Source organism: Pseudomonas sp. VEM90, assembly GCF_054611535.1.
On record NZ_JBTRAR010000021.1, the window covers coordinates 94,794 to 118,063 of the forward strand.

The window sequence follows — 23,270 nt, forward strand, 5'->3', positions numbered from 1 at the left end:
CACAGTTCGGTGACAGTTTCATGACTCCCGCCAGGCGGTGCGACGATCACCCAGTCGACAGATGTAGCATCATGAGAGAAACTCAACTCATTACCTGGTTCCTCTATTCCATACCCCGGAGTCATCTGTGCTGGAGATCCGTCACCTGAAAACCCTTCATGCCCTGCGCGAAGCCGACAGCCTGGTGGAGGCCGCCGAACGCCTGCACCTGACCCAGTCGGCGTTGTCGCACCAGTTCAAGGAGCTTGAAGAGCGCCTGGGCCTCCCGATTTTCGTGCGCAAGACCAAGCCGATCCGCTTCACCAGCGCCGGGCTGCGTCTACTGCAACTGGCCGATGCCACCCTGCCGTTGCTGCGCAGTGCCGAACGTGACATTGCACGTTTGGCCGGAGGCACTGCCGGACGCCTTCACATGGCTATCGAATGCCACAGCTGCTTCCAGTGGCTGATGCCGACCATCGACCAGTTCCGTGATGCCTGGCCGGAAGTGGAACTGGACCTGGCCTCCGGCTTTGCCTTCGCCCCGCTGCCGGCCTTGGCCCGTGGCGACCTTGACCTGGTGGTGACCTCCGACCCGGTGGACCTGGCAGGCATCACTTATGTGCCGCTGTTCACCTACGAGGCGATGCTGGCAGTGGCCAACCAGCACCCGCTGGCCAGCAAGCCTTACATCGTGCCGCAAGACTTGCTCGACCAGACGCTGATCACCTATCCGGTGGAACGCGATCGCCTGGACATCTTCACCCGCTTCCTGGAGCCGGCCGATATCGAGCCAGCCGCCGTGCGCACCTCGGAGCTGACGGTGATGATGATGCAGCTGGTGGCCAGCGGCCGTGGCGTATGCGGCATGCCGCATTGGGCGCTGCACGAGTACAGCTCGCGCGGCTATGTGAAGGGCAAACGCCTGGGCGAGAAAGGCCTGTTTGCCACGCTTTATGCCGCCGTGCGCACCGACATGCTCGATGCCCCGTACATGCGCGACTTTTTGCTGACGGCCAAGGACACCTCGTTCGCCACCCTCGACGGTGTCAGCGCGGTGCGTTGAGCGCCTGGCGATACAGCGGCAGGATCAAGTCGCGGGTCAGGGGGGCCAGTTGCATGACGGGCGCCTGATCTGCTGCCAGCCAGACCACCTCCTCGATCTCTGCGGCCGGCACCACAGCAGCGGCGCTGTCGACACGGAACAGTTCAGCTTGCACTTCGAAGCCCGGCTCGTTGGCGGCGGGGGCACTGAACTGGCCCAGGTGCACGGCCTGAGCCGGGTCGATACGCAGGCCCAGTTCCTCGTGCAACTCGCGCACCAGCGCCTGTACCGGCGTTTCACCGGCATCGATCTTGCCGCCTGGCTGCATGAAAGCCTCGGTGCCACGCTTGCGCACCAGCAGGGTGCGACCCTGAGGGTCGATCAGCAGGGCAGCGGCGATGCGGATGATGTTGGGCATGGGGGTGGGCTCGCTGAAAAAATGACCCGCGAGGATCCCATGGGGTCATTGGCCTGACAAGGCCGGTCATTCCTGTGCCGGCCTGACAGGCCAACTGGGCGTTACACGTATCTGGTCGAGGCGGCACGCTATTGAGCAGGATCGAAAATCTTGATCACAGCACGTCCCCCCCTGTAGGAGCGGGTTCACCCGCGAATGCGATGGTGAGGCTCCCGACGCATTCGCGGGTAAACCCGCTCCTACAGCGGTATGCGTTGCACCCAGGCAATTCGGCTCGGGTCGAGAATGATTTTCGCTACCCCGATTTTAATTTGCAGCGCCCGGCAACTTGGCTATGGTCGGGGTTTGCCCCCAGGCCCTGAGCCTGACCGCGCCATCGCAAGGACCCTGTATGAGCCTGTCACTTCTCAGTCGCTATGCCTTCTTCGCCGCCTGCGTGCTGTTCACCCTGGCGAGCATCCCCTTCAGCCACCACGAATGGTTATGGCCGTTCACCCTGACCACTGGCATCCTCAGCCTGGTCGGCCTGTTCGATTTACTGCAGCAGCGCCACGCCGTACGCCGTAACTACCCGGTTCTTGGCAACATCCGCTATCTGGTCGAGGCCATTCGCCCGGAAATCCGCCAGTACCTACTGGAGTCCGACAGCGATGCCCTGCCCTTCTCCCGCGCCCAGCGCTCGCTGGTGTATGCCCGGGCGAAGAACGAAGCCTCGGACAAACCTTTCGGCACCCTGATCGACGTATATGAATCCGGTTTCGAGTTCATCGGCCACTCCATGCGCCCGGCACCACTGGCCGACCCGGCCAGCTTCCGCGTTATCGTTGGTGGGCCGCAGTGCAGCCAGCCGTATTCCGCGTCGATCTTCAACATTTCGGCCATGAGTTTCGGCTCGCTCAGCGCCAATGCCATCCGTGCGCTCAACCAGGGCGCCAAGCTGGGCAATTTCCACCATGACACCGGCGAGGGCAGCATCAGCCCCTACCATCGCGAACACGGTGGCGACCTGGTGTGGGAACTGGGCAGCGGCTACTTCGGGTGCCGCACGCCGGATGGGCGCTTCGATCCCGAACGCTTCGCCGCCCAGGCGCGCAGCCCTCAGGTGCGCATGATCGAGATCAAGATGAGCCAAGGTGCCAAGCCCGGCCACGGCGGCATACTGCCCAAACACAAGGTCACACAGGAAATTGCCGAAACCCGTGGCGTGCTGATGGGTGAGGATTGCATCTCGCCGTCGCGCCACAGCGCCTTCTCGACACCGATCGAAATGATGCAGTTCATCGCCCAGTTGCGTGAGCTGTCCGGCGGCAAGCCGGTGGGGTTCAAGTTCTGCCTGGGCCACCCGTGGGAATTCATGGGCATCGCCAAGGCCATGCTGGAAACCGGCATCCTGCCCGACTTCATCGTCGTCGATGGCAAGGAAGGTGGCACTGGCGCAGCGCCCGTGGAGTTCACCGACCATATCGGCGTACCCCTGCGTGAAGGCCTGCTGTTCGTGCACAACACCTTGGTCGGCCTGAACCTGCGCGACAAGATCAAGCTGGGCGCCAGCGGCAAGATAGTCAGTGCCTTCGACATCGCCAGCGTGCTGGCCATTGGTGCCGACTGGGCCAACTCTGCACGCGGCTTCATGTTCGCCATCGGCTGTATCCAGTCGCAAAGCTGCCACACCAACAAGTGCCCGACCGGCGTGGCCACACAAGATCCGTTGCGCCAGCGTGCGCTGGTGGTGCCCGACAAAGCCCAGCGGGTGCTGAACTTCCACCACAACACCTTGCGTGCCTTGGCAGAAATGCTGGCGGCGGCAGGCCTGGAGCACCCGGCTCAACTGGAGGCCAAGCACCTGGTGCGGCGCATTTCGGCCACCGAGATCAAGCTGTTCTCGCAGATGCATGTGTTCTTGAAGCCAGGTGAGTTGCTGACCGGCGAGGTGAACGGGCAGTTCTATTCGCGGATGTGGCAACTGGCTCGGGCGGACAGTTTCGAGCCGCACAGCGAAGTGGCGGCCTGACGGAACGCTGGGGCCGCAAAGCGGCCCCACGTCAGATCAGGAGGCGGTACTCGTCACACCTTGTGCGTCTTTCGGCGCCAGGCGGAGCGTGTAGTACAGCACCGTCAGCAGCACCAGGAACGCCGGGCCGATGTACAGGGCCACACGCGTATCCTCGAAGTACGCCATCAGCCCGACCACCAGCACCAGGAAGGCCAGCGCCAGATACGAACTCAGCGGCCACAGCCACATGCGGTACTTCAGTGCCTTGCGCTCGGCAGTGGTAAGGCCGGCGCGGAACTTCAGCTGTGCCAGCAAGATCATCACCCAGGTCCAGATCGCACCGAAGGTGGCGATCGAGGTTACCCAGACGAAGACCTTTTCAGGCACCAGGTAGTTGGCCAGTACGCCCAACAGCAACGCGCCGATCGACAGCAGCAGCGCATTGCGTGGCACGCCGTTCTTCGAGGTACGGGCGAAGGCCGCCGGCGCCTGGCCGTTCTGTGCCAGGCTATAGAGCATGCGCCCGGTACTGAAGATGCCGCCATTGCACGACGACAGCGCCGCCGTGATGACCACGAAGTTGATGATGCCGGCGGCGGTCTTGATGCCGAGGCGCTCGAAAGTCATGACGAACGGGCTGCCCTGGCTGCCGATTTCGTTCCAAGGGTAAATCGACAGGATCACGAACAACGCCCCGACGTAGAACAGCAGGATGCGCCAGAACACCGAGCCGATGGCCTGCGGAATGGTCTTTTGCGGGTTGCGTGCTTCACCTGCGGTGAGGCCGATCATTTCCACGCCCAGGTAGGCGAACATCACCATCTGCAGCGACATCAGCACGCCAGTCACACCATTGGGCATGAACCCGCCATAACTCCACAGGTTGGAGATACCGACTGCGACACCGTCATTGCCAAAGCCGAAGGCAATGATGCCGATGCCGCCGAGGACCATGGCGATGATGGTGACGATCTTGATCAGCGCGAACCAGAACTCGAATTCACCAAAAGCCTTCACCGCCACCAGGTTGATCGCGCCCATGCTGCCCAGTGCCGCCAGGGCCCAGATCCAGCGCGGTACGTCGGGGAACCAGATGCCCATGTAGATGGCCACTGCAGTAATTTCGGCAACACAGGTCACCAGCCACAGGAACCAGTAGTTCCAGCCGGTCAGGAAGCCCGCCAATGGGCCGAGGTAATCCTGGGCATAACGGCTGAAAGAGCCGGCGACAGGGTTATGCACGGCCATTTCACCGAGCGCGCGCATGATCACCAGGATGGCCAGGCCACCGATGATGTAAGACAACATGATGGCTGGGCCGGCCATTTCGATCGCCTTGGCCGAACCGAGGAAAAGACCGACACCGATACAGGCGCCCAGCGCCATCAAGCGGATGTGCCGTTCGCCCAGTTCACGCTTGAGCGGGCCGCCTTCAGTGGCCTGGCCGTGGGCAGAGTGGTTGCCGACTGGCATAGCAATACAACCTCATTTTGTTATTGGATTTGACCTTCGTGCAGCCGCGACCATGCCGATAGGCGTGGCGTTGGCTTGCCAGGCTGGCCTTGTGGGCCTGCCCATGTGCCGGACTAGAGCGCCCGGCAGGGCGAAGGGGGCCAGCAGTATAGGAAGACCGTTGTAGGTGTTTTCACTGTATATATGCAGAAATTTGGCTAGAACTCTGGGGGCCGCTTCGCGCCCAAAGAATTGCCAAGGCACCATAGCAACATCGTCCGTTGAAGAAACCCACACCAAAGCCGTATAGCCCCACACCACTTTTTCCAACTTCCTACAAATTTTTCACCCTATCCACTCAACGTCTAAGCTTCAGACAAGCAAGACGAAAACACTTGGCCGGATAGAAGACTATGGGCGCACTGTGGCAATCGGAACCCAGCAGAACGGAAGCTCCCGAGATACCTCAGGCCGAGACGCCACAATCCAAGTCCCCCCGTCAGCGTCGGCTATGGTGGTGGCTGATCATCCTCATCCTGCTGGTGGCACTGGTAGCCATCGCTGTTGCCGCGTATAACGAATTCCGTACCTCCGAACTACAATCGCGCGAGTTCAGCAGACTGGCCGGTACACTGACCTACTCGCTGCAACCCGGTCCCAGCGATGCCATCGTCTACCCCGGTGATGGGCCGTTCGACAAACGCCTGGGCTATAGCGCCCTGGGTGAATTCCTGCCACGCCTGCTCAAGCGCGACTACCTCATCAGCGAACAGGTGAAGTTTTCACCCGCATTGATGAACTACGTCGATCATGGGCTGTTCGCGCCCTATATCGAGAAGATCCAGGCCGGCCTGTCGATCACCGACTGCCGCGGCGACACGCTGTACCAGTACAACTACCCCCAGCATCTGTACCCGGACTTTGCGGCGATACCTCCCGTAATAGTCAACAGCTTGCTGTTCATCGAAAACCGCGACCTGCTGGATACCGACGATCCACGTAACAACCCGGCTGTGGACTGGCCACGCTTTGCCAAGGCCGCCTACAGCCAGGTCGCCAAGTACCTGGCCCTGCCCGGTCAGTCTGCCGGCGGCAGCACCCTGGCCACCCAGCTGGAAAAATATCGCCACTCACCGGATGGCCTGACGGTGTCGGGCGCGGAGAAGATCCGGCAGATGATTTCTGCCAGCGTGCGTGCCTACCAGGGCGGCCCCGACACCACCGAGGCACGCCAGCGTATCGTGCGCGACTACCTCAACAGCGTACCGCTGTCGGCCGTGCCTGGGCATGGTGAGGTACATGGCATGGCCGAGGGCCTGCGGGTGTGGTACGGCGCCGACTTCGACCAGGTCAACCAGGCCCTGAACGCCACCGCCACCGACTCAGAGAGCATGGCCGCGCGTGGCCTGGCCCTGCGCCAGGTGCTGTCGCTGATGATTGCCCAGCGCCGTCCCTCGTATTACTTGTCCAAGGGCCGGGTCGAGTTGGCCGAACTCACCGACTCGCACATTCGCGTGCTTGCCGCCAACAAGGTCATCGATCAGCCGCTGGCCGATGCCGCGCTGGTCAGCAAGGCGGTGTACCGCGACTGGGTAGCGCAGCCGACCATCGTACCGATCATCACCAACAAGGGCATCAGCCTTGCGCGCAACCGTCTGTCGGCCATGCTCAACCGCCCACTGTACGACCTCGACCGCCTTGACCTGTCAGCCACCAGTACCTTGCAGGCCGACCTGCAACTGCAGGTCAGCCAGTACCTGAAAAACCTCGCCGACCCGGCGTTTGCCGCACAGATCGGCCTGATCGGCGAGCGACTGCTCACCGCCAAGACCACCGACCAGGTGAGCTACAGCTTCACCTTGTTCGAGCGCACCGCCGATGGTTCGCGGGTGCGGGTGCAGACCGACAGCACCAACCAGCCCTTCGACATCAACGAAGGCAGCAAGCTGGAGCTGGGCTCAACCGCCAAGCTACGGGTACTGACCACCTACCTGGAGATTATCGCCGAGCTGCACGACAAGTACGCCGGCAAACCTGCCGCCGAGCTGAAGAAGGTCGAAGTGGCCGAACTCGACCGCATCACGCAATGGTCGCTGGAATGGCTGGCGCAGAACAGCAAGAACCAGAGCCTGGACGCCATGCTCGACGCCGCGCTGGAACGCAAGTACTCGGCCAACACCGGCGAAGGGTTCTTCACTGGCGGCGGGATGCATGTGTTCAACAACTTCCGCAAGGAAGACAACAACCGCAACCCGACACTCAAAGATGCACTGCGCGAGTCGATCAACCTGCCGTTCATCCGCCTGATGCGCGACCTCGTGCGCTACGTGACTTACCAGCAACCATACAACCGCGTGGCGCTGCTCAAGGACGACGCCGACCCGCGCCGCCAGGAGTACCTTGCGCGCTTCGCCGACAAGGAGGGCACCAAATACCTGATGCGCTTCTGGAAAAAGTACCAGCGTAGAACCTCGCAACAACGCCTGGACACCTTTATCGACAGCATGCGCGTGACCCCACAGCGGTTGGCGGCAGTACACCGCTACCTGTTCCCCGAGGCAGGCCAGGAAACCTTCAACGCATTCGTGCGTGCCCACCTCAAGGATGACAAGAAGGTGCTGGGCAAACTGACCGATGGCCGTCTGTCAGAGATGTACGCTGCTTATGGCCCGGGCAAGTACGACCTGCCCGACCAGGGTTACATCGCCAAGGTCCACCCGTTGGACCTGTGGCTGCTTGGCTACCTGCTGAAGCACCCAGGCTCGACACTGACCGAAATGATCAATGCCAGCCGTTTCGAACGCCAGGAGGTATATGGCTGGCTGTTCAAGAGCCGCCACCAGAGCGCCCGTGACAGCCGCATCCGCACCATGGTCGAGATCGAAGCCTTCCTCGACATCCACCAGCGCTGGAAACGCGTGGGCTATCCATTCAACCACCTGGTGCCTTCATTGGCCACGGCCATCGGCAGCTCCGGCGACCGCCCCGCTGCCCTCTCCGAACTGGTCGGGATCATCCAGAACGACGGTATTCGCCTGCCAACCCTGCGTATCGATACCCTGCACTTTGCAGCCAATACACCCTACGAGACCAAGTTGATCTCAGACCCGGACCGGGGCGTGCGAATTCTGCCGGTCGAAGTGGCACGTGCGCTCAAAGGCGCCATGTCGCAAGTGGTCGACGCAGGTACCGCGCGGCGTATTTCCGGCAGCTTCAAGCTGCAGGACGGCACGCCACTGGTGATGGGCGGCAAGACCGGTACCGGTGACAACCGAATCGAAAGCTTCGGCGCCGGCGGCCGGCTGATCGGTTCGCGCTCGCTGAACCGCACCGCCACCTTCGTGTTCTTCCTCGGCGACAACCATTTCGGCACGCTGACCGCCTTCGTGCCGGGTCGCACAGCAGAAGCGTTCAAATTTACCTCGGCGCTGCCAGTGCAGGTGCTCAAGGGCATGGCACCGATCCTCATGCCATACCTGCAGCCAGGCAACCCGAATGAGTGCAAGCAGCCACAGGTTGCCCTGCACACACCGCCGCCGACAGGTAACACATCGACTGAGTAGATGATAATCATCAGCATTAAATGGCTTGTCTTTAGATATATCTTGAGTAATATCTTACGATATATCGCAAACGACGGAGCCCTTTCCTTATGCGCGAACATACCCCTCATGATCCCTTCGAGCGGCGCCCCGGCCGTGGCGAGCGCGGCCCGCGTGTCTTCGCCCCTGGTGACCTCAAGCTGCTGATGCTGGACTTGCTGGCCGAGCAACCCGGCCACGGTTACGACCTGATCCGCCAGATCGAGAACTTGTTCGAAGGCAGCTACAGCCCAAGCCCCGGGGTGATCTACCCCACGCTGAACTTTCTTGAAGAAGCCGAACTGATCAGCGGCCAGGTGCAGGGCAGCAAACGCCTGTATGCCATCACCGATGCCGGCCGCAGCGCCTTGGCGGATCAGGCGGTAGCCCTGGATGGCGTGCGCATGCGCATCGAAGTCAGCAAACGCGCCCTGCGCGGCCACGACCGCCCGCCAGAGATTCATGAAGCGGTCGGTAACTTGCGTCATGCACTACACATGCACAGCGGCCGCTGGACCGCGGAAGAAATCGAACGGGTCCGTGACCTGCTCAACCATGCCGCCACGGCCATCGCCTCCGGGCCAACCGAACCTTTCAGGGAGACGCCCCATGAGTGACACCATTCACCGCGTAAACCACGAGATCCGCCAGCGCCGTCTGCAGGTGCTGCGGGTCACCGAGCTGACCCCGCGCATGCGCCGGATCACCTTGGGGGGTGCCGAGCTGCAAGGCTTTACCAGTATGGGCAGCGACGACCATATCAAGCTGCTGTTTGCCGAAACGCCGGAGCAACAACAGGCCATCGAGGCCCGTAATATGGGTAAGGACGGTGGCGCGCGGCCCACCATGCGCGAGTACACACCGCGGCGCATCGATCTGGTGGCAAATGAGCTGGACATCGACTTCGTGCTGCACGGCGACGGCCCTGCCTCTACCTGGGCCGCGCAAGCCGCGCCCGGGCAAACCCTGGACATCGCAGGGCCAAGGGCCTCGCTGGTGGTGCCGGATATTTTCGACAGCTACCTGCTGATCGGTGATGAAACTGCTATCCCGGCCATTGGCCGTCGGCTGGAGGAGTTGCCGGCGGGCCGCCAGGTGCTGGCAGTGATCCAGATCGAAGACGAGCACGAGCGCCAGCCGCTGCCAAGCAAGGCCCAGGTGGAAGTGATCTGGGTACGTCGCCAGGAGGAAGACTTGTTGGCACTGGTGCGGAACCTGAGCTTGCCGCAAGGCCGGCTGTATGCCTGGGTGGCGCTGGAAAAAGCCCTGACTCGCCAGGCCAAGGCGCTATTGCTGGAGAAAGGGGTGCCGGAAGATGCGCTAAAGGCTGCGGCCTACTGGCGGGCCAACGGGACTGCGGACGACGAGTGATCGTGATTGCCTGATCTGCCGTCTTCGCGGGCAAGCCCGCTCCTACACTGATCGGGGATGGACACAAATCGGCGGTTTGACACAAATCGGTGGTTGGACACAAATCGGTGGGTGGGCACATATCGGCGGTTGGACACAAATCGGTGGTTGGACACAAATCGGTGGGTGGGCCCAAATCGGTGGTTGGACACAAATCGGTGGGTGGACACAAATCGGTGGTTGGGCACAAATCGGTGGTTGGGCCCAAATCGGTGGTTGGACACAAATCGGTGGGTGGACACAAATCGGCGGTTGGACACAAATCGGCGGTTGGACACAAATCGGCGGTTGGACACAAATCGGCGGTTGGACACAAATCGGCGGTTGGACACAAATCGGCGGTTGGACACAAATCGGCGGTTTGACACAAATCGGTGGGTGGGCACATATCGGTGGGTGGGCACATATCGGTGGGTGGGCACATATCGGCGGTTGGGCACAGGCCGTTGTAGGAGCGGGTTCACCCGCGAACACCGGCGCAGCCGGTGCCACGCAAAGCGCCGCCTGCTTCGCGGTTTGAACCATTTGATAAGACCAAGCGGTTCAGCCCCGACCACCTCAGAAAAGCTCGACCGCCCACAGCGTATCTACAGGGCGCCACGCCACGTTGTTGCTTACCAACGAAGGTCTCGCTGCCCCGCCAGGGCCTGCGGCCCGAGCCATTGGGCCCCACGCAACAATGGCATTAACTGCGCTTCAGGCTGCAGTTGGAACACCACCTGCGCCCGGCGCCCTGGCAGGTCGGCATCCACGGCCAGTTGATGTTGCCCTTGCTGCGCTAACTGCCCGCGCAAGTGCCAGCCACTGCGGCAGTCCATTTCCAGCCAGCCGTGCCCAAGGCCTAGTGACCAAGGGTCGCTCAGCGCAAGGTCGGTTACGATCACGCGGCCTTCACTGGCTTGGCATTGGCGCCCTGCCCCTTGCATCTTCAACACACCCTGCCACTGGCCGGCCAGGCGGTAATCCGTCGATACCGTCGCCAAAGTCCCCTTGGCTGATACCTCCAGCCGCCAACGCCAAGGCCAGCCTTCTGCAAGCAACTGCCAGGCCTGGCCCTGGAACCCCACCTGCGCATTCGCCTGCAAGCGCCAGGGCTGCAGCGTCCAGCGCAAAGGCCCGACCGGCCCCCATTGTTGTGCCTGCCCTTGCCAAAGGCTTCCACCGACATCACGTACCGGTAGGCCGAACGCACGCACCACCCAATTGGCCGGAAGCTCGATAAACAGCGTGAGCACGAAGACCAGTAGCACCCAGGCCATTGCTGCTCTGCGGCTCATGGCTGCACCACCAGGTCGAATCGCAAAGCCTTGCCCTGCTGCTCCAGCCCCCATTTCAGCGGCAATGCACCTTCTGCACGCAGGCTCTGCACCCAGCCTTGCAGCATGCGCTCATCGGCCACCTGCCCGCGCAGTTGCCAGGCCTTGCCTTGCGTATCGACTTCGGTCAGTTCGACCCCACGGGCCTGGGCCGACTGACGTAGCCGCTCCAGGTTCAAACCGGGCCCGCCTTGCAGGCTGGCCGCCTGTTCGGCCAGCGCGCGCCACTGGCCAAGCGCGCGCCATTGCGCAACGCCTTCACGCAGGGCCAGGAAGGCCAGCAGCAGAGCGATCAGTCCCCAGGCGAACTTGAAGCGATGACGCTGTAGCCAGTCCCGGTTCATGAGGCGGCTCCCAGGTCGAAGATCACCTGGCCCTCTTGAACCTGCACTGTGGCGCCAGCGGCAGCCGCCATATCACGCCATGGCGGCGCACTGCCCTCGCCCTCCAGGCGCAGGTGCCAACGCTGACCATCGAAGCGCACCGCTTGCAGGCGCCAATCAGGGTTGGCACGCAGCCAGGCCTGCAAGCGAGCCTGCAGGTCGTCTAGCTGACGTGTACGCAGTTGCTGCTGCAGTACGCTCTCGCGCAGGCGCTTGAGGGCCTGCGCCGCGTGCCGAGGGCTGGCCTGCTCGCCGGTCACGGCAATGACCTGGCTGCGCCAGAGTTGCGCCTGGCGCCATTGCTGGCTCAACCACAGGCTCCCCCAAACGGTGGCCAGCACCAGGCAAGCCGCCAGCAGCCGCTGCTGCTGGCGGGACGCCACTGGCAACGAGCGCACCTTGCGGGGGCGTTCGAACAGACCGGGTAATGTGTCGAGCGGCGCAAATACGGTGGGCCAGTTGCCGCTCAGCGACGTCTTGTGCAGCCCTGCCCACGGTAGCTGCGGCACCCCACCCAAGGCATCAGGCCAAGCCAGCCAGTGTTCCTGTCCGTCTTCGGCCAGCCCTTTGTAATAGGACATGCCGGGGGTACGCTGCCATTGCCAGGCGCATCCTGGCTCGGGCAGCGGCAGCAACTGTAGCTCCGCCCAGCAGCGCACCACCTGCAAGCCCCAGGCGGCACATTGGCCATGCCAGTCATCCAGCTGCTGACGCGCCACTACCAGCAGGCGAAGGTGCCCGGGGTCACGGGCCAGACAGGCACAGGCCACCTCATGCGGGGCCTGCAGCAAGCGATCCTCAAGCAACAAAGGCCATTCTTCGCGCTTGAGCCCCGGCGGGGCCGGCACGCGAAAATGGCTGCAGGCCTCGGCAGGCAGAACCAGCGCAACATGGGCCTGCGGGTTGGCCGGTGGCTCACCCTGCCCCTGGTTTTGCAAAATACCCTCCTGGACCAGCGCCCAGCGCCAGACAGCACCCGGGCGCAGCAATAACCACGCCTGGGCCGGCGTACGCCGCCGCCATTCAAATTTCATGAGCGCCCCCATGGAAGGGCGAAGGTGCAGACATAGGGGGCTCCATCACGCAGCAGTTCCAGACGTACGCCACGGCCTGGGTGTACCGGTTGGTCAGAAGGCCAGGCCAGCCAGCGGCCGCCCTGGTAGTACAGAACGTTCACGGCGCTGACCTGGTCGAGTCGTTCGCGCTGTACCCAGCGCGGGGCGACGGCGGCGTACAAATCGGCCGAGCTTTCCAGCAGTAGGCGCTGCTCACGGGCCTCGAAGCGCAGGCGCTGGCGTTGCAGGCGCGAGCCACCTTCGGCTGCCGGCAGGCCGGTGCTGGCGACCCACAGCAACTGGTTGCTGGCGGGCTGCCAGTCCAGCCAACGACTGGCCAACGGCAGACGCTGGTCATAGACACGGCGCAGCACCGGGCTGTCGAAGCGCCGCTCCAGCGCCAGGCAAAAGTCCAGCACCGAGGTTTGCTGATTGGTGTGCTGCAGGCGCTCGCGCACCTTCAGCCAGCCGTTGACCAAGGCAGCGAGCATGATGCCAAGCACGGCAGTCAGGGCCAGAGCGACCATCAGTTCGATCAGGGTCAGGCCTGCCTGGTGGCGTTTCATGGGCGCTCCAGAAACACGGTGTACTGGCCCAGTGGCAGGCGCTGATCGCGGTCGGCGAACAGCTGTAGCTCGCCACGGCGCAGGTCGCGCACGCCGGTGCGGCGCAGTTGCAGTTGCCAGTGACACAGTTGGCCACCTTGGTCGAGCTCGCCGGCTACCTGGTTTTCGGCAGGCCAGTACTGCTCGACGGCAAAGCGGGCTTGCAGCTCACGCGCGCACAACAGGCCAAGGCGGTGCTGTTGCAGGTTGTCCTGCACTGCCAGCCGCTGGCGCAGTACCTGGCTGGTGATCACCGCCAGCACGGCAGCGATTGCCAGGGCTACGGTCACCTCCAGCAGAGTGAAACCACGCTGTGCTTGCTTCATGGCACTACCCACATGCCATCGGTGCGGCTCCAGGCCCATTGCTGACTGCCATCGGCCCAGCGCCAGCGCACGCTACCCGCCTGCGCCCAGCCATGCGGCGTGAACAGCACGCGCGGTTGCGGGCTGGCCGGCCAGTCCGGGTGCAGGCCCTTGGGCCAGTCGCCGAGCGCGACCTTTTCAACGATCCAGTCATTGCCTTGGCGGCGGACGAACTCCGGGCGCTGGCCATTCCAACGCAGCCCGCGCAGTTGCCCGGCATGCCGGGCCAGCGCGGCCTGGCCGCGGACCTCGGCCGCCAGCCGTTGCAGGGCCTGCTCGACACGGGCCTGGCCGTTGCCGAGGCCAGCCACCGCCAGCCCGGTCATCAGCCCAGCGATGGCCAACACCACCAGCAGCTCGATCAGACTGAACCCATGCTGACCGCGCACCGGTTACAGCGCCCAGTTACCCAGGTCGGCATCCTGGCCTTCGCCACCCGGCATGCCATCGGCGCCCAGCGAGTACACATCGACCCGGCCATGTTCGCCGGGCATGCGGTACTGGTACGGGGTGCCCCATGGGTCTTCCGGCAGGCGACGCACGTAGCCATCACTGCGCCAGGCCCGAGGCAGCGGCTCCTGAGCCGGCTTTTTCACCAGCGCGATCAGGCCCTGTTCGTTGCTGGGGAAGCGCAAATTGTCCAGACGATACATGTCCAGCGCCTGCTCCAGGGTGGCCAGGTCGGCCATCACCTTCTGCTTCATGGCCTTGTCCTGGTTGCCCAGCACGCTGGGCGCCACCACGGCAATCAGCAGGCCGATGATGAAGATCACCACCATGATTTCCATGAGGGTGAAGCCGCGTTGGCGGTTACGTCGATGCTGCATGGCAATACTCCTTGTCGTCACAATTGCAGGCCCTGGTTGAGTTGCATGATCGGCAGCAGCACCGCCAGCACGATGAACAGCACCACGGCGCCCATCACCAGGATCATCAGGGGTTCGAACAGCGCCATGGCGGTATCGACCTGGCGGGCAAAGCCGCGCTCCTGGTCGTCGGCCACGCGCTCGAGCATGTCCGCCAGGGTGCCGCTGGCCTCGCCGCTGCCGACCATATTCACCAGCAGCGGCGGGAATTGCTGGCTGGCATCCAGCGCACGGTGCAGGCTTGTGCCGCCCTGCACGTGTTGGCGCACCTGCTCCATGGCCAGGCGGATACGCCGGTTACCGATGGTTTCAGTGGCCACCTGCAAGGCTTCGAGCAGGGCCACGCCACTGCCACTGAGAATCGCCAGGCTGCGCGCCAGGCGCGCGCTTTCCAGCACCTGCAGCAGGTGGCCAATACGCGGCAGGCGCAGCAGCAGTTGGTCGCGACGCAGGCACCAGTGCGGTTTGCGCAGCAGCCAGCCGCCCAGCACCCCGAGCAACAGCGCCCCCCCTAACAGCCAGGGCCCGGCTTGCACCAGCCCCTGGCTCAGGCCGATCAGCAACGAGGTGATCAGCGGCAGGCTTTGCCCGGCGTGGGCGAATTGCTCGGTGAGTTTGGGCACGACGAACGTCATCAGGCCAATCACCACTGCCAGCGATACCCCCATCAGCACAGCGGGGTAGATCAGCGCAGTACGGGCCTTGTGTTGCTGGCGTTGCACCTGCTCCAGGTGGTCGGCCAAGCGGGTCAGCACCTGGGCCAGGTGCCCGGAACGTTCGCCGGCCTCGACCAGCGCGCAGTACAGGCCGGTAAACGGTGCGCCCTGCCGGGCCAGGCTGCGCGCCAGGCCCAGGCCTTCGGCCAGCGAGCCGCGCAAGGCCACCAGCACACTGTGCAGGGCGGGCTGACGCAGTTGCCGTTCAAGGGTGGCAAGGGCATCGACCAAGGGAATACCGGCCCCGGTCAAGGTGGCCAGCTGACGGGTCAGCTCACACAGCTGGGCGCGGCTCAGGCGCTGGCGACGGGGTTGTCGGCTGCCGGCTTCATGACGCTGCAACTGGCGGGCGAACAGGCCCTGCTCGCGCAATAGCTGGCGAGCGTGGCGTTCACTGTCAGCCTGCAGGCTGGCCTTGTGCGATTTGCCGGCGAGGTCAACGGCCTGGTAGCGATAGGTCGGCATGTCTTAGCCCTGTACCACGCGCAGCACTTCGGCCAGGCTGGTCTCACCGCGAGCCAGGCAATCGCTGGCCATCGCCACCAGGCTTTGGCGCCGTTCAGCCAGGTAATCCTGCATGGCCAGCTCACTGGCGCCGTCGTACAACAGGCCGATGAGCCCAGCGTCCAGTTCGATAAATTCGTACAGCCCCAGTCGCCCGATATAACCGCTGCCCTGGCACTGCTCGCAACCCACCGCGTGATAAGTGCTGCCCAGCGCCGCCAGCTCGGGCCACAGCTCGCGCTCGGCAGCCTGCAGCGGGTGCGCCACGGCACAGTTGCACAAACGCCGCACCAGGCGCTGGGCCAGGACGCCGCGCAGGCAAGAGGCGATCAGGAAGGGCTCGATGCCCATGTCGCGCAGGCGGGTCACTGCGCCTACCGCGCTGTTGGTGTGCAAGGTCGACAGCACCAGGTGGCCGGTGAGGCTGGCCTGCACGGCGATCTGTGCAGTCTCCTGATCGCGGATTTCGCCGAGCATGATCACGTCAGGGTCCTGACGCAGAATGGCGCGCAAGCCACTGGCAAACGTCAGCCCCGCACGCGGGTTGATCGCGGTTTGGCCAATGCCGGCGATGGCGTACTCCACCGGGTCCTCGACGGTGAGGATGTTGCGGCTGCCATCGTTGAGGCTGTTCAGGCTGGCGTACAGGGTCGTGGTCTTGCCCGAACCGGTCGGCCCGGTGGACAGCACAATGCCATTGGGACGCGCCAGGCAACCGCGCAGGCCCTGCAGTACCGCTGCCGGCATGCCCAGGTTATCCAGCGCCAGCAGGCTGGCCTGCTTGTCGAGCACGCGCATCACCACCCGCTCGCCATGGATGCCGGGCAAGGTCGAGACCCGCACGTCCACTTCGCGCCCTGCTGCACGCAAGGTGATGCGGCCGTCCTGGGGCTGACGCTTTTCAGCGATGTCCAGGCGGGCCATGACCTTGATCCGTGATACCAGCATGGCCGACAACGCACGTGGAGGACGCAGCACCTCACGCAGGTGGCCATCGACCCGCAAACGCACCACCAGGCTCTGCTCGAAGGTCTCGATATGGATGTCCGAGGCGCGCAGCCGCAGCGCCTGGCCGAACAGGCCGTTGATCAGGCGGATCACCGGGGCTTCGTCGTCGCTTTCAAGCAGGTCTTCGATGCGCGGCATCTCGCTCATCAGGCTATCCAGGTCGACCTGGTCGCCGATGCCTTCGATCAGCGCTTCGGTGGCGGCATCGCCGGCCTGGTACAGCTGGCCAAGGCGCTCGTCGAACAGCGCAGGTTCCAGGTATTCGAGCAGGCTTGGCTGGCCATGCACACGCAGCAACTCCTGCAACTGGGCATTGTCGGCGTCGGGCCGCAGCCATAGCTGCCAGCCCTGCTCCGCCGGGGCCATGGCCACTCCGCTCTGCCGTGCCTGGCGATAGGGCAGCATCACCAGTCACCGCCTTCCAGGCGTGCGCGGCTGGCGGGGAAGACCTGCAACAGCCGCGTGCCCTCTGCAAGGTCCGGCAACTGCAGCGGTGTGGTCTGCTGCAGGGTGCGGTACTTGGCTTCACTGAGGCCCGCCAGGCTCGGCCCGTCGCGCAGGATACGCGGGCGGATGAACACCATCAGGTTCTGCTTGGTGTTGCGGGTGGCATCGGAGCGGAACAACCGGCCAAGGTAAGGAATGTCGCCGAGCAGTGGCACACGCTGGTTGCTGGTACTCAATTCGTCGCTGATCAGGCCGCCAAGTATCACCAGGCCGTTGTCCTCGACCATGACCTTGGTCTTGATCTCGCGCTTGTTGGTGATCACGTCGCTGGCCGAGCTGGTGTCGGCAATCGACGACACCTCCTGGACGATGTCCAGGCGCACGCTGTTGTCGATATTGATCTGCGGCTTGATACGCAGCTTCACCCCGACTTCCTTGCGCTCGATGGTCTGGTACGGGTTGGCGTTGTTCTGGGTCACGGAGCCGGTGACGAAGGGCACTTCCTGGCCGACCAGGATCGACGCTTCGGCGTTGTCCAGGGTCAGCAAGGTGGGCGTGGACAGCAGGTTGAAGCCGCTCTTGCCCTTCAGCGCGTTGACCAGCATGGCGAAGTTGAAGCCACCACCGAAATGGCCGATGCCCGCCGTGGCACCGGTGGTGGTGGACAACAAATCGCCCAGAGCCTCGTTGTCGCCACTGGCGGCGGCGCCGGCAATGCTGGCGATATTCACCCCGTTACTGCCGAAGTTGACGATACCGGCACCGAACTTTTCGTCGGCGAACAGCCACTGCACGCCCAGCTCTTGGGCGCTGCTGTCGGACACCTCGGCGATGATCGCTTCGACCACCACCTGGGCACGGCGAATGTCCAGTTGCTCGACAATGGCCCGGTACGCCGCCAGTTCGCTGTCGGGGCCGACCATGACCACGGCATTGGTACCTTCTTCATATTCCAGGCGGATACCCGGGCCACCGGAGGCTGGCATCACCGGCCGGTCCTTGCCCTCTGCCTCACCCGCGCCCTCAGCCGGCACCGCACCCTCCTGGCTGAGCCCTCGCAGCACCTTGACCACTTCACCGGCATTGGCATGGCGCAAGTAGATCACCTGGGTGCTGCCGCTGCCCGGTGCCTCTTGAGGGCGGTCGAGCTGGCGCAGCAGGCTGGCGATGCGTTCGAGGTTGCTGCGCCAGTCAGTCACCACCAACTGGTGTGCCGCCGGGTACGGTGTAATAACCCCAACCCGTGGGTCGATCAGCGGCTTGAGGATACCCAGTACCTGTTCGCTGGCGGCGTTGCGCACGCTGAATACGCGGGTGGCCACGCTGTCGCTGCCCTCGCCCTGCTGCCCGCCCGCCTCGACTGGCACCGGCTCCAGGCGCGCGGCCTGGTCGGGCACGATCTTCACGCTGCCATTGGGCAGGTCGACGGTGGCATAGCCCTGGGCGCGCAGTTGGGCCAGGAAGATGTCGTAGATGGCGTCGGCGTCGTGCAGGTCGACAGTGCGCACGGTGACCTTGCCCTTGACCCGGGGGTCGACGATGAAGGTGGTGCCGGTGATGCGCGACACGCTGTCGATGAACTCGCCGAGTTCGGTATCGACGAAATTTACCTCGTACATCGGCGTACCGTTGTCATCGAACACCGGCTCTTGGGCATAGGCGATGGACAAGGCCAGGCTCAGCGCAGCCGCCATGCAGTATCTAACAGGCATCGTTCATCCTTGCCGCTTGAAGCCGGTCACGGCGGAGCGTGGCGGCCAGGGCAGGCGCTCACGCCGCCCCTGGTTGTTGAAAATCAGGCCATCGCTGTCGATGTCCTGCAGCACGATCCCTGGCGCCAGGCGCTGACCGCGGGCCAGGGTGCGCACTTGCTCGCCGTAGCGCAGCACCACCACACTGGCGGCCAATGGCTGGGCCTTGAGGCCGCCGAGGTATTGCAGCGGCAGACGGGTGATGGCGATGGCACCATCGTCGGGTGGCACCTGCCAGTGACCGACCATCAGCCCGGGCAGCGGGCTGTCGGCCACCGCAGGTGCCGTGGCCGGGTGTGGCTGCCGGCTCAGCTGCAGCACACACTGCGCAGACAGCCAGCCGGCCAAGGTCAGGCCAGCACCGGTGAGCAGACGCGAGGTGAGCATCACGAGGCCAATTGCCGTGGGTGCCAGCCTGGGTGCCCCTGCACGTAACGCACTTCGGGCAGTTGCAGCGGCGCCAGTTGCCAATCGTCAGGCTGGCGGGCGAGCCAGGCCTCGACCCGCTGCCAAAGTGGCTCACCGGCCTGGCTTTCGAATTGCAAGCCAAAGGTTCGGCACAGACCCTGCACTGGCTCCAACCCCGTGATGCGCTTGCCTTGCGGGCTATAGCTGACGCTCCAGGCCTGGCCCTGCCAGCGCGGCAGGTCCTGGCTGTTGTCCAGCAGCAGCGGGTCACCGAACAATTGTTCAGCGGCGTTTTCCAGCACTTGTTCGACCTGCCTGGCCGGTGCCTCGACTACTGGCGCCGGGTAACCACCGGTAAGGCTGATCAGGTGTTCGCGGGTAATGGGCGCCCCGGCTGACAGCGGGTAGTCGTAACGCAGGCCCGGCAGCAACACGGGCATGCTGCTATCGTCGGCCAAGGCTTGATGCAGCAGGCAGTCCCAGCTGCCGCCACGGGTATCGCGGCGCCACAAGGCCTGGGGCGCGCGGGCCAGCGGCTGGTCGAGCCAGGCCGCGTGGCCGGCCCGTTGCAGGCGCAGTTGTGCCTGCAATTGCGCGACACGCAGCTGCGCGGCAGGCGCCAGTTGCTGTTCAAAGGCCGGGAAAAAACGCCCGTCGAACAGCCACTGCCCGGCCACACGCTGGCAGCGCAGGCGGAAGGCACCGCTGCCCCGGCAGCCGGCAAACAGCACCGGCACGCGCCGACCGCTGGCCTGGGTGACCTCGACCGGCGCGGGCCACAGGTCCTGACCACGGGCACCCAACAGCACGTCGATTTGCGGCACCCGTTCAGCCAGCCACAGGCCGGGGCCCGTGCCTGCATCGGCCATGGCCACCACCAGGTCAGCCTCGCGCCGGGCTTGCTCGAATACCGGCAGCAGTGACTGGTACCACTGTTTAAGAGAGGCTTTCTGGTCCTGTGCGTAGGGGTCGGTCACGCCAACCACTGCAATACGGGCACCGCCGCGCTCGAAAATGTGCAGGGCTTGCACGCCCAGTGCCTGGCGTTGTGCGTCAGCCAGCCCGGCGCCGAGGGTAATGGCGCTGGCCTGGCGATACAGGCCCGTGCTGCGTTGTGGCCACAGTACACGCTCGTCGCTGCTGACCCGCGCTTCGATGCCCAACAGCTGGCTGCCTTGCACACCACTTTCGCCCTGGGTCAGGTAGGCCAGGCCACTGCCATTCCAGCCCTGGCCGTTTTCCAGGGTCAGGCTGTTGCCCGCACCGGCCTCGCCACGCAGTTGCTCCAGCAACGCCGCGAGCACCGCATAACCGCCCAGCTGGGCTGTCGTTGCATGGCGGGCATCGAGCAGCGGCGCCAGTTGCGGGTAGGCGATACTGGCGCTGCTGCCGGTCATCCAGGGCGCACGGCCCAAGTGGCTGACCGGCCCCAACCGGGTAGCCGGTACCACCGGCTGGCCAGGCTGGCGGGCATCGAGGGTATCGGCGACGTACAGCAAGTCGAGCTGGGCGTTGCCACCCTGCTGCCCTGGGAAGGCTGTGCAGGCGCCGAGCAACGGTGCCAAGGCACCGATACCCATCCAGCCGATCACTTCGCGCCTGTGCACACTGCTCGCCATCGCATCGCCATCCTTATCCACGTCCATTCAGGGTCCCGGATGTTGCGGCGTTGGCATTACAGTTTGATGGCAGAAATCCGACAGCAATTCCAATTCGATCTTTAGAACATCCATCCAAGAACCGGAAGTTTTAAAAGCTCGTTAACATTTCTGCCAAGGAATCATCACACTTGCGCCTTACAGTCGCGGTTTCTTCCAACTCAGCCAACATAAGGACAACCTGATGAGTCGAGATACCGGCGACAACCTGGACCGGAACCAAAGCGGCAACCTGCCGATGGCCAACGTCATGGACGCCTACCTGAGCCGCCGCAGCGTGATGCGCGGCAGCCTGGGCGCCGCCATCGCCATGATCGCCGGTACCGGCCTGACAGGCTGCTTCGACGGTGGTGGTTCCGATCATGATGATCCGGTCACCGAGCCACCGGTGACCGAACCGCCAGTCACCGAGCCGGAAGTGCCGAAACTGGCGCTGGGCTTCCAGTCCATCCCAGGCTCGCGCACCGACGCCTGTGTGGTCGCCGCCGGCTATAGCGCCTATGTGCTGGCGCCTTGGGGTACGCCGCTGAACAGCAATGGCAACCCGTGGAAGTCCGACGGCAGCAACACCTCGACCGACCAGGCCAACGCCATGGGCATGCACCACGACGGCATGCACTTCTTCCCCATCAACGGCAGCTCGGAAGACGGCCTGCTGGCGATCAATTTCGAGTACATCGACACTGCCGCCCTGCACCCGGCCGGCCCCACGACCGATGTCAACGGCAAGCGCCCGGTTGAAGAAGTGCGCAAGGAGATCAACGCACACGGTGCTGGCGTAGTACGCCTGCAGAAAATCAACGGCCGCTGGCAGGTGGTCGACAACGACCCGCTGAACCGACGCTTCACCACTGCTTCACGCATGGAAATCACCGGCCCGCTGCGTGGCACCGACCACGTCAAGACCAAATACTCCACTGCTGGCACCCACTGCCGTGGCACCAACAACAACTGCGGCAACGGCTATACCCCGTGGGGCACCTACCTGACCTGCGAAGAGAACTGGCCGGGCATCTTCGTCAACAAGGGCACCCGCCCCGAGGACCAGCGCCGCATTGGCGTGGGCACCTCCAGCGGCCAATACAAGTGGGAAAGCGCTGCCGGTGACGCCAGCGAAGTGGACGACGAATTCGCCCGTTTCGACGTTACCGTCAAAGGCGCCAGCGCCACCGACGACTACCGCAATGAAGCCAGCACCTACGGCTACATTGTCGAGATCGACCCGTACAACAGCAGCACCCTGGCCACCAAGCGCACCGCGCTGGGCCGCTTCCGCCACGAGGGCTGCGCCCCCGGCCTGCCCGTCGCCGGCAAGCCGCTGGTGTGGTACATGGGTGACGACTCGAACAACGAGTACCTGTACAAGTGGGTGTCCACCGCCGTGTGGGACCCCGCCGACGCCACCCCGGCCGACCGCCTGGCCACCGGCGCCAAGTACCTCGACCAAGGCAAACTCTACGTGGCCCGCTTCAATGCCGACGGCACCGGCGTATGGCTGCTGCTGGACGTGGGCACCGCCACCACAGGTGGCAGCACCCTGGGCGCGCTGTATGGTGACCTGCCGGGCATCATCCTCAACACCCGTGGTGCTGGCGATGCCGTGGGTGCAACGCCGATGGACCGCCCTGAATGGACGACAGTCAACCCGCTGAACGGCGATGTTTACCTGACCCTGACCAACAACAGTGCACGCACCCCGGACAAGGTCGATGCAGCGAACCCGCGCGGCCCGAACCGCCACGGCCACATCATTCGCTGGCACGACAGCGACGACCAGCTGAGCTTTAACTGGGACATCTTCGTGTTCGGCGCCAACGCTGCCGGCACTGCCGACATCAACCGCTCCGGCCTGACCGAACTGAACCAGTTCGCCAGCCCCGACGGCATGAGCTTCGATAGCCGCGGCGTGCTGTGGTTCGAGACCGACAACGGCGAAAGCACCTTGACCGACTACACCAACGACCAGTTGCTGGCAGTGATCCCTACCGACCTGGTGGATGCCAGCGGCAAGCAGGTGCCGGTGAATGCACAGAACCAGGTGGACTTGCGGCGCTTCTTTGTCGGGCCAAATGGTTGCGAAGTGACGGGGATTACCTTTACCCCGGACAACAAGACGCTGTTCGTCAACATTCAACACCCGGGGAACTGGCCGTATACCGACAAGGCGACCGATGCGACGCCGGCTGGGGCTACCGTACGGCCCCGGGCTTCGACGGTGGTGATCCAGCGTATTGATGGCGGGGAGATCGGCACCGTTTGATCCTGTGCCGGTCAGCCAACCTTTTGCTGGCTGTACCGGCCTCTTCGCAG

20 protein-coding genes are annotated in these 23,270 nt (G+C 64.0%); 6 read left to right on the plus strand and 14 right to left on the minus strand.

Annotated elements, in window-relative coordinates; all coding sequences use genetic code 11:
• The first annotated feature begins 127 nt into the window (after positions 1 to 127).
• Positions 128 to 1,045, plus strand: a complete 918-nt coding sequence (gene metR, locus ACYCCG_RS19600; RefSeq protein WP_003254981.1) for a transcriptional regulator MetR — start codon at positions 128 to 130, stop codon at positions 1,043 to 1,045.
• Here the strand turns inward: metR and ACYCCG_RS19605 are convergent.
• Complete coding sequence (locus tag ACYCCG_RS19605) at positions 1,029 to 1,442, minus strand: NUDIX hydrolase (RefSeq protein WP_176683665.1); 414 nt, start codon at positions 1,440 to 1,442, stop codon at positions 1,029 to 1,031. The two genes, metR and ACYCCG_RS19605, sit on opposite strands and share 17 nt — an antisense overlap.
• Positions 1,443 to 1,833: 391 nt before the next feature.
• Between ACYCCG_RS19605 and ACYCCG_RS19610 the strand changes: the two genes are divergently transcribed.
• Positions 1,834 to 3,453, plus strand: a complete 1,620-nt coding sequence (locus tag ACYCCG_RS19610) for an FMN-binding glutamate synthase family protein (RefSeq protein ID WP_028697979.1) — start codon at positions 1,834 to 1,836, stop codon at positions 3,451 to 3,453.
• A 36-nt stretch (positions 3,454 to 3,489) separates the two neighbouring features.
• On the opposite strand, the gene ACYCCG_RS19615 is transcribed toward ACYCCG_RS19610, so the two are convergent.
• On the minus strand, positions 3,490 to 4,908 hold the full coding sequence (locus ACYCCG_RS19615; protein WP_176683667.1) for an amino acid permease: 1,419 nt from the start codon (positions 4,906 to 4,908) through the stop codon (positions 3,490 to 3,492).
• Positions 4,909 to 5,300: 392 nt separating this feature from the next.
• Here ACYCCG_RS19615 and ACYCCG_RS19620 point away from each other — a divergent pair, with 392 nt between their 5' ends.
• The 3 genes from ACYCCG_RS19620 (at position 5,301) to ACYCCG_RS19630 (ending at position 9,839) form a co-directional block, all read left to right on the plus strand.
• Positions 5,301 to 8,450 carry a transglycosylase domain-containing protein gene (locus ACYCCG_RS19620; RefSeq protein ID WP_459671540.1) on the plus strand — a complete coding sequence of 1,050 codons (3,150 nt, stop codon included), beginning with the start codon at positions 5,301 to 5,303 and terminating at the stop codon, positions 8,448 to 8,450.
• An 89-nt stretch (positions 8,451 to 8,539) separates the two neighbouring features.
• Positions 8,540 to 9,085: a PadR family transcriptional regulator gene (locus ACYCCG_RS19625; RefSeq protein ID WP_176683669.1), complete on the plus strand. Its 546-nt coding sequence runs from the start codon at positions 8,540 to 8,542 to the stop codon at positions 9,083 to 9,085.
• Complete coding sequence (locus ACYCCG_RS19630; RefSeq protein ID WP_209967736.1) at positions 9,078 to 9,839, plus strand: siderophore-interacting protein; 762 nt, start codon at positions 9,078 to 9,080, stop codon at positions 9,837 to 9,839. The genes ACYCCG_RS19625 and ACYCCG_RS19630 overlap by 8 nt, the downstream gene beginning before the upstream one ends.
• A 653-nt stretch (positions 9,840 to 10,492) precedes the next feature.
• On the opposite strand, the gene ACYCCG_RS19635 is transcribed toward ACYCCG_RS19630, so the two are convergent.
• Genes ACYCCG_RS19635 through ACYCCG_RS19690 form a run of 12 tightly spaced genes read right to left on the minus strand, consistent with a single transcriptional unit; the run spans position 10,493 to position 20,921 of the window.
• On the minus strand, positions 10,493 to 11,155 hold the full coding sequence (locus ACYCCG_RS19635) for a type II secretion system protein N (RefSeq protein ID WP_252459560.1): 663 nt from the start codon (positions 11,153 to 11,155) through the stop codon (positions 10,493 to 10,495).
• Positions 11,152 to 11,538 carry a type II secretion system protein GspM gene (gene gspM, locus ACYCCG_RS19640; protein ID WP_252459559.1) on the minus strand — a complete coding sequence of 129 codons (387 nt, stop codon included), beginning with the start codon at positions 11,536 to 11,538 and terminating at the stop codon, positions 11,152 to 11,154. Before gspM ends, ACYCCG_RS19635 begins: the two co-directional genes overlap by 4 nt.
• Complete coding sequence (locus ACYCCG_RS19645) at positions 11,535 to 12,611, minus strand: type II secretion system protein GspL (RefSeq protein ID WP_252459558.1); 1,077 nt, start codon at positions 12,609 to 12,611, stop codon at positions 11,535 to 11,537. Before ACYCCG_RS19645 ends, gspM begins: the two co-directional genes overlap by 4 nt.
• Positions 12,608 to 13,198: a PulJ/GspJ family protein gene (locus ACYCCG_RS19650; protein WP_252459557.1), complete on the minus strand. Its 591-nt coding sequence runs from the start codon at positions 13,196 to 13,198 to the stop codon at positions 12,608 to 12,610. The genes ACYCCG_RS19645 and ACYCCG_RS19650 overlap by 4 nt, the downstream gene beginning before the upstream one ends.
• Positions 13,195 to 13,563, minus strand: a complete 369-nt coding sequence (locus ACYCCG_RS19655; RefSeq protein WP_252459556.1) for a type II secretion system protein GspI — start codon at positions 13,561 to 13,563, stop codon at positions 13,195 to 13,197. The genes ACYCCG_RS19650 and ACYCCG_RS19655 overlap by 4 nt, the downstream gene beginning before the upstream one ends.
• Positions 13,560 to 13,991, minus strand: coding sequence for a type II secretion system minor pseudopilin GspH (gspH, locus tag ACYCCG_RS19660; protein WP_252459555.1), 432 nt, complete (start codon positions 13,989 to 13,991; stop codon positions 13,560 to 13,562). Before gspH ends, ACYCCG_RS19655 begins: the two co-directional genes overlap by 4 nt.
• 3 nt (positions 13,992 to 13,994) lie before the next feature.
• Positions 13,995 to 14,429 carry a type II secretion system major pseudopilin GspG gene (gene gspG, locus ACYCCG_RS19665; protein WP_459671541.1) on the minus strand — a complete coding sequence of 145 codons (435 nt, stop codon included), beginning with the start codon at positions 14,427 to 14,429 and terminating at the stop codon, positions 13,995 to 13,997.
• Between the two features lie 17 nt (positions 14,430 to 14,446).
• Positions 14,447 to 15,649, minus strand: a complete 1,203-nt coding sequence (gspF, locus tag ACYCCG_RS19670; protein WP_209967751.1) for a type II secretion system inner membrane protein GspF — start codon at positions 15,647 to 15,649, stop codon at positions 14,447 to 14,449.
• A 3-nt stretch (positions 15,650 to 15,652) separates the two neighbouring features.
• On the minus strand, positions 15,653 to 17,101 hold the full coding sequence (locus ACYCCG_RS19675; protein WP_176683824.1) for a GspE/PulE family protein: 1,449 nt from the start codon (positions 17,099 to 17,101) through the stop codon (positions 15,653 to 15,655).
• Positions 17,101 to 18,837: a type II secretion system secretin GspD gene (gene gspD, locus ACYCCG_RS19680; RefSeq protein WP_459671544.1), complete on the minus strand. Its 1,737-nt coding sequence runs from the start codon at positions 18,835 to 18,837 to the stop codon at positions 17,101 to 17,103. The genes ACYCCG_RS19675 and gspD overlap by 1 nt, the downstream gene beginning before the upstream one ends.
• A 21-nt stretch (positions 18,838 to 18,858) precedes the next feature.
• Positions 18,859 to 19,281 carry a pilus assembly protein PilZ gene (locus ACYCCG_RS19685; RefSeq protein ID WP_245354989.1) on the minus strand — a complete coding sequence of 141 codons (423 nt, stop codon included), beginning with the start codon at positions 19,279 to 19,281 and terminating at the stop codon, positions 18,859 to 18,861.
• Complete coding sequence (locus tag ACYCCG_RS19690) at positions 19,281 to 20,921, minus strand: bifunctional UDP-sugar hydrolase/5'-nucleotidase (protein WP_339535006.1); 1,641 nt, start codon at positions 20,919 to 20,921, stop codon at positions 19,281 to 19,283. Before ACYCCG_RS19690 ends, ACYCCG_RS19685 begins: the two co-directional genes overlap by 1 nt.
• 223 nt (positions 20,922 to 21,144) lie before the next feature.
• On the opposite strand from ACYCCG_RS19690, the gene ACYCCG_RS19695 reads away from it, so the two are divergent.
• Positions 21,145 to 23,220 carry a PhoX family protein gene (locus ACYCCG_RS19695; protein WP_176683680.1) on the plus strand — a complete coding sequence of 692 codons (2,076 nt, stop codon included), beginning with the start codon at positions 21,145 to 21,147 and terminating at the stop codon, positions 23,218 to 23,220.
• Positions 23,221 to 23,270: the final 50 nt, after the last annotated feature.